The 6,518-nt window shown below is 38.1% G+C and carries 6 protein-coding genes; 1 reads left to right on the top strand and 5 read right to left on the bottom strand.

Going from position 1 to position 6,518, the window contains the following annotated elements; genetic code table 11:
• Nucleotides 1-323 precede the first annotated feature (323 nt).
• A complete protein-coding gene (locus JEM65_RS13690; protein ID WP_199600544.1) occupies nucleotides 324-1,100 on the bottom strand; it encodes a rhomboid family intramembrane serine protease in 777 nt (258 codons plus the stop codon).
• A 228-nt stretch (nucleotides 1,101-1,328) separates the two neighbouring features.
• Here JEM65_RS13690 and JEM65_RS13685 point away from each other — a divergent pair, with 228 nt between their 5' ends.
• Complete coding sequence (locus JEM65_RS13685; protein WP_199600543.1) at nucleotides 1,329-2,609, top strand: replication-associated recombination protein A; 1,281 nt, start codon at nucleotides 1,329-1,331, stop codon at nucleotides 2,607-2,609.
• A 1-nt stretch (nucleotide 2,610) separates the two neighbouring features.
• Here the strand turns inward: JEM65_RS13685 and JEM65_RS13680 are convergent, their stop codons facing one another.
• The 4 genes from JEM65_RS13680 to radC all read right to left on the bottom strand — a co-directional run bounded on the left by JEM65_RS13680 (nucleotide 2,611) and on the right by radC (nucleotide 6,473).
• Nucleotides 2,611-3,498 (bottom strand): hypothetical protein, encoded by an 888-nt coding sequence (locus JEM65_RS13680; protein WP_199600542.1) that lies wholly within the window; start codon nucleotides 3,496-3,498, stop codon nucleotides 2,611-2,613.
• Nucleotides 3,499-3,644: 146 nt separating this feature from the next.
• Nucleotides 3,645-4,334 (bottom strand): YjjG family noncanonical pyrimidine nucleotidase, encoded by a 690-nt coding sequence (locus JEM65_RS13675; protein WP_199600541.1) that lies wholly within the window; start codon nucleotides 4,332-4,334, stop codon nucleotides 3,645-3,647.
• Entirely contained in the window at nucleotides 4,324-5,625 is a 1,302-nt protein-coding gene (locus tag JEM65_RS13670; RefSeq protein ID WP_199600535.1) for a polysaccharide deacetylase family protein, read from the bottom strand. The genes JEM65_RS13675 and JEM65_RS13670 overlap by 11 nt, the downstream gene beginning before the upstream one ends.
• Nucleotides 5,626-5,774: 149 nt before the next feature.
• Nucleotides 5,775-6,473 carry a RadC family protein gene (gene radC / locus JEM65_RS13665; RefSeq protein WP_199600533.1) on the bottom strand — a complete coding sequence of 233 codons (699 nt, stop codon included), beginning with the start codon at nucleotides 6,471-6,473 and terminating at the stop codon, nucleotides 5,775-5,777.
• Nucleotides 6,474-6,518: the final 45 nt, after the last annotated feature.

The following is a 6,518-nucleotide window of genomic DNA, read 5'->3' as shown; positions in this document are numbered from 1 at the left end:
TCGACTGCGCTCAGCGTGACAGGCGTTTAAGATTGGAGATTTATGACGGATGACCGATGTCAGATGACGGGTGATGATTCTATTTATATTAGCACTGCCAACTGAAAACTGGACACTGCCAACTGAATTCCCCTAAAACAGCACTTCGACTGCGCTTAGTGTGACAGGCGTTTAAGATTGGAGATTGGAGATTTATGACGGATGACCGATGTCAGATGACGGGTGATGATTCTATTTACATTAGCACTGCCAACTGAAAACTGGACACTGCCAACTGAATTCCCCTAAAACAGCACTTCGACTGCGCTCAGTGTGACAGGCATTTAAGGTTTAAGATTTTTCTTGTAGATGTAGTTAATGTTTGAAGGATTCAAGTTGTCTTTGGGTTGAACTTCAATTTCATCTTCAGTTTCAAATTCATTTTCAGTTTCTTTTTCAAGACTTTCAATAAAATTCCCGTTTTCATCAAAATGCTTTAAAAATGGATCGTCGTCTTCATTATAAGAGGGTTCCTGCCATACATAACGATCAGGCTTTGCCACGGTTTTTCTAAAAATAACGGCAAATACAAACCCGGTAATGAGGCCGCCCAAATGCCCTTCCCAAGACATACCATCTTTAATAGGGAACACATACCAAATCATGCTTCCGTAGAGAAAAACAATCATTAAGGACAACGCCACCAAGCGGAAGTGCTTTGCGAAAATGCCTTTAAAAAAGATAAAACTGACCAAAACATAAATAAGTCCACTAGCACCGATGTGGTTTGCAGGCCTGCCAATAGTCCAAGTTATGAGACCGGAGAGGAGAATGCCAAAGAACAAAACTTTCCAAGCAATGGGCCTGTAAAAATAAAATAAAGCCATAGACAGCACGACTAGCGGAATGCTATTGTGGTAAATGTGCTCTATATTGGAATGGATGAATGGGCTTAACAGTATTCCCCGCAGTCCTATAAGGGTTTCCGGAACGATGCCCCATGTTTTAATGACCGGAAAAAACCGGACCTGCAACCAAAACACAATCCAGATGAGCATTAAAAAAAAGACAGGGTAGCCCACAACGCCTGTTGAATATTTAAAATGTTGCTGATTGCCCATGGTTAAATTTAAAGGTTTCTCATCAAATTAGTAGCCAATTGCAAGAAATATGAAATATTGTCACGTTTCTGCATGAGTGATGGAGCGGTCTGTTTGAAATCCTTTTTGTTTTTTCAACAAAAAGATTGAGCCGTGAGAGCACGACTTTTTTGTTTTTCACAAAAACGGCATGCCCAAAATTGTATGGGGAGATTCCTCTTTGTAAAGGAATTGATGTAATTTTGCAATATGAACGCACCATTAGCAGAACGTTTACGTCCAAAATACTTAAAGGATTATTTGAGTCAATCGCATTTAATTGGAGATCAAGGGGTTTTGACACAGCACATCAAACAAGGTGTGATTCCGTCTATGATTTTTTGGGGACCTCCAGGAACGGGCAAAACAACCTTGGCGAACATTATTGCCAACGAATCTAACCGTCCGTTTTACAAACTGAGTGCCATCAATTCTGGCGTCAAGGACATTAGGGAGGTTATTGATAAAGCCAAACATAGCGGCGGCTTGTTTACGGCCAAGAACCCGTTGTTGTTTATTGATGAAATTCATCGTTTTAGTAAATCACAACAAGATTCTTTATTGGAAGCGGTTGAAAAAGGTTGGGTCACCTTAATTGGGGCGACGACTGAAAACCCGAGTTTTGAGGTCATTCCTGCCCTACTCTCTCGAGCGCAGGTATATGTACTGAAGTCTTTTGACAAAAAAGACTTGGAAGCCTTGTTACAGCGCGCTCTTACTGAAGATGACATCTTATCACAGCGCAACATCACGCTCAAGGAAACGGAGGCATTGTTGCGACTCTCCGGTGGAGATGCGCGTAAACTTTTGAATATTTTTGAACTGATCATTTCTTCTTATGACGACAATGAAGCTATTGTAATTACGAATGATGCTGTCCAACAAAAAGTACAGAGCAATACGGTGCGCTACGATAAAACTGGCGAGCAGCATTATGATATTATATCGGCATTTATAAAATCCATTCGCGGAAGCGATCCCAACGCGGCAGTCTATTGGTTAGCGCGTATGATTGAAGGTGGCGAGGATGTCAAATTTATTGCCAGACGTTTGCTTATTTTAGCCAGTGAAGATATTGGCAATGCCAATCCAACAGCATTGGTTATGGCCAACACCACGTTTCAGGCGGTGTCCGTAATTGGACATCCAGAATCCCGTATTATTTTAAGCCAATGTGCCACTTACTTAGCAACCTCAGCAAAAAGCAATGCGGCTTACGAGGCTATTGGACGCGCACAGCAATTGGTGAAACAAACAGGCGATTTATCAGTGCCATTGTCTGTGAGAAATGCACCCACCAAACTCATGAAAGAATTAGGGTATGGAGACAATTACCAATACGCCCATAGTTACGAAAATAATTTTGCACCTCAAGAATTTCTTCCTGACGAAATTAAGAACACCAAACTTTACAATCCTGGAAACAATGCCAGAGAGCAGTCTCAACGTGAGTTTTTAAAGCAGCGTTGGAAGTCGAAATACGGATATTAAGTTAGTTGAACTTAACGTTGAGCGTTTTCATAGATACGCCTGAATCATTGGCTTTTGCCACAATCCAAGTATTGTTCATTTTATAAAGAATAGCGTCTTGACCTTTAACAATATACACATCTTCTTTGCCCGAAAACACTAAATGATACAGCACTCTATTAGAGGCATCTGTAATGGTATAACCGTTTTCAACCGGATTGGCAAACAATGTTTGAAGGGTTTCATCGGATACTGCTTCTGCTACAATCACTTTTTTGACTTGCGCCTTTACTTCTGGCTGTACATCTTGAAGTTGTTTATTTGCTTCAGCTTCTTTTAACACGATGTCCTCTTTAAGACGACGGGTTTCTTTTAATGCTTCCACTTCTCTTTGAAGACGTTGAATTTCTTCTTGAGCTTCGGTATTACCACTTACAGGAGCCGTTTTCGCTCCTTTAAAGGCTACTTTATTATTAGGCTGATAGTTGTAGTTTAATGTTTCAAAACTATTGAAGGCTTCACGCAAGGCCAAATTGTACACTTTGTCAAATTGCTTTTCTCGAGACTCACCTATTCCTGAAGAGAACACCACTTTATTATTGCAATCCTTTAAATGAACTTGAAGTTTCGTTTTTAAAAACGCACTAAGTTTCTCTACATCAGCAAACAAGCCCAAACAGCGGTTATTGGTCAAATCTTCGGGATAATCAGCATCTGCCATAATTGCCGTAAAACCATATTTTTCGAACAAAAACTTGGTCAATGAATTGACTTGGTATTGATCAGGTTCATTTAAAAAGCTAAAAGAGGTTGGAACAATGACATATTTATAGGCATTGATGTTTTCTTGGGAGATTCCTTTAACGTTAAACAACATTAAAAAGGCACATAGAGTTACAATAGATTTCATAGGATACTTGGATATATTAATTTTATAAAGATACAATAATGTCTTAAAAAAGTATCAAAATCGGTTGGATTGATTTTTTACAGTTACACCACACCAATCTCCCCACACATAACTAACTATTAGAAAATTATAACCGTATTGAACGCTTAGAGATAGGATTTAAGTTGCGATAGATGTTTAACTTGTTTGATGTGCGGTTCTGTGTGGTCATTTCTATAATTGAAGAAAATGGCATCATAGCCCACATTTAAGGCCCCAAGAACATCTGCCTCGTAATTATCACCAATCATGATACTTTCCTCGGGCTGTGCATTGGCGATTTTCAAAGCATAGTCAAAAATTATGGGATTTGGCTTCTTAACTCCCGCAAGCTCTGCATTGGTAATTGTTTTAAAAAACGGTGTAATTGCAGAAGAATTCATCTTCTTTAATTGTGCTTCTTCAAACCCGTTCGTGATAATATGCAATTGGTACTTAGGTTGTAAGTATTGCAATAACTCGATTGTGCCTTCAAAAAGATGTTTAAAACTCGATAAATGTTCAATATAATCAGTAGAAAGATGTTGTATCAAGGCATCTTCCACGGTAAAATTGATGGCGTCAAAAGTATCCCTGAGTCGTCCATAACGCAATTCTATTTTATCAATTTCGTCATCTCTATAGCGTTTCCAATATTGCAGATTTACGGGTTCATAAACCTCCAAAAAGGCATCTAAATTAACGCCTACCTGGTGCATCTTAAAAATCTTGTCAAAGGTCAATGCTGAGTTTTTATCGAAATCCCAAAGGGTGTGATCTAAATCAAAAAACACGTGTTTAATAGTTCTATTTTTCATCTGCTGACTCTAATACCAATCCAAATAAATCTCTAAATCCTTTCCAACGTTCCATATTGCTAAAGGCATAATTATGGAATACCGGTGCAAATGTTCCGTTTACACTTTTTACAGTTTCCATTAAGCGTTGCAAATCTTCCTTTTTATCTAAATAAGAGTGTCGCTTCAATAAGGCATAATCGACACAATGAAACGGATTGATTTGCAAAGGTGTTTGTACTTCATAATCCAAATCGTAAAATTGAAAGGGCGTACAGGTGCCTGCTCTAAATCCCATATGGTTAATATAACCCATTGTAAAATCTTGCCTGATCTCCAACTCTATAAGATTTCGATAAGTTTCTGGCAAATTTAACTTAGAAAACGAGTTTCTGGAGGCTTCTAAAGGCACGTTTGTGGTGGTTTCCATTTTCAACTTTTCCTTTTTAAGCATGTTAAAATCATCCAAAGCCAAAAAGGATACCTTTAAGCCAATTTTACAATAATCGCCCACATATTTAATGAGCGATACAAATTTCTTTTTATTGATATTGGTGTTTTTGTCGAAGGTTGAATATTCGCCGATCAAAAAAAACACTATAAATTTAACTTTACTATTTTTCTGTTTGGTCACAATCCATTTGAAGGTATCATAAGGATCTCTCTTAAACCCCATCAACGATTGGTACCGTTGGTATAATTGTTTGAATTTTAAACTGAAAATATCAGTAAGTGTACCACCAACGCTGCGGAGCAGACCTTTTTCCTTAAAATAATAGGCTATGGGCACATCTATAATGGGTTGAATATTGTACTGCCTTTCTGGAAATTCAAAATCAGGAAATTGTGCTTGTAGGATTTCTTTAAATTTATAGGCCCAAATATCTACCACAGGTTGGTGAAGAAAATTCTCATTGAATGCTAAACTTTCAGTAGCCAAAAATCGACCGTAGGCGTCATTTACGTGCGGTAAATATTCTTCATACCTACTTAACAAATAAAATGTAGCCGCAAAAATATCAAATGGCAAACTACTTTTTTCAGATGTAGAAAAGAAGCACTTGGTCATGCCCCAATCCTGAACGTTGATGTCTAAATCAGACAGTCCCTGTTCAAACAGTAATTCATGGCTTCTTATAAAAAGCTCATTGCTTAAGGGTTGCTTGGCGTATGAGATTTTCATACTGTCATGCGCAATAAATTCTTCAACAGTAGTTGTAAAACTAACGGGAACGTTTAAAATACGCAAACTGATATGCTTAAAAGCATAGGTTATTCTGGGTGTTATCTTATGTGTGTAAACTAGCAGCATTAGCTATTGTAAATTCCAAGGTTAACAATTTCAATTTTCAATGTATTGTTTTTTAATCGTATTTGTATTGAGTATTCAAATAACTAGGTACCCAGTAACATTCCGAAAAAAACTACAATGACAGAATTTTGGTAGTGGAGGTCTATAAATCACAATATCCCTTCGTCTGCAAAGCTATAAAAAGCATTTTCAGTAATGATCAGATGATCCAAAATTTTAATATCCAGACTATTTCCTGCATGTTTTAATTTTTGGGTGATTTGTTTATCGGCTTCACTCGGTTTTAGTGTGCCTGACGGATGGTTATGCGCCAAAATAATGCCAACAGCCCCTACTTCAATGGCGGTTTTAAGCACCAAGCGCACATCCACCAAGGTGCCCGTGATGCCCCCTTTGCTCAGTTGAATTTTCTGAATGACTTTATTAGAATTATTTAAATAGATGATCCAAAATTCTTCGTGTGGCAGCTCGCCAATAATGGGTTGCATCAATTCAAAGACGGATTGACTGGATTCGATCTTGTAGTGCTGCAAGGCCTCTTCTCCCCTACGTCTTCTGCCCAATTCTAGGGCTGCGATAATGGTCAGCGCTTTTGCTTCACCAATGCCCTTAAAGTGCATGAGTTGCTTAAGAGACAATTTACCTAAGGCGCTTAAGTTATTGTTGGTACTCGCCAAAATACGTTTACAGAGTTCTACCGCACTTTCATTTCTACTTCCCGAACCTATTAAAATAGCCATCAATTCAGCATCGCTTAAGGCGGCTTTTCCTTTATCTCTCAATTTTTCACGAGGTTGATCATGGTGTGACCAATTTTTTATGGAAAACGAAGTTTGTTTTTCTGACATAGATGCCCCAGGGATTAGTAGTTATTATAAAGTTAATGATTATTG

Source organism: Gelidibacter salicanalis (assembly GCF_016469035.1).
In the GTDB taxonomy this organism is placed as follows: Bacteria; Bacteroidota; Bacteroidia; order Flavobacteriales; family Flavobacteriaceae; genus Gelidibacter; species Gelidibacter salicanalis_A.
This window is presented reverse-complemented; position numbering and strand designations above follow the sequence as displayed.

Bases quoted from the DNA above. Each gene is read 5' to 3' on its own strand.
- radC (WP_199600533.1), bottom strand. From the start codon at position 6,473: ATGTCAGAAAAACAAACTTCGTTTTCCATAAAAAATTGGTCACACCAT.
- JEM65_RS13685 (WP_199600543.1), top strand. From the start codon at position 1,329: ATGAACGCACCATTAGCAGAACGTTTACGTCCAAAATACTTAAAGGAT.
- JEM65_RS13670 (WP_199600535.1), bottom strand. From the start codon at position 5,625: ATGCTGCTAGTTTACACACATAAGATAACACCCAGAATAACCTATGCT.
- JEM65_RS13675 (WP_199600541.1), bottom strand. From the start codon at position 4,334: ATGAAAAATAGAACTATTAAACACGTGTTTTTTGATTTAGATCACACC.
- JEM65_RS13680 (WP_199600542.1), bottom strand. From the start codon at position 3,498: ATGAAATCTATTGTAACTCTATGTGCCTTTTTAATGTTGTTTAACGTT.
- JEM65_RS13690 (WP_199600544.1), bottom strand. From the start codon at position 1,100: ATGGGCAATCAGCAACATTTTAAATATTCAACAGGCGTTGTGGGCTAC.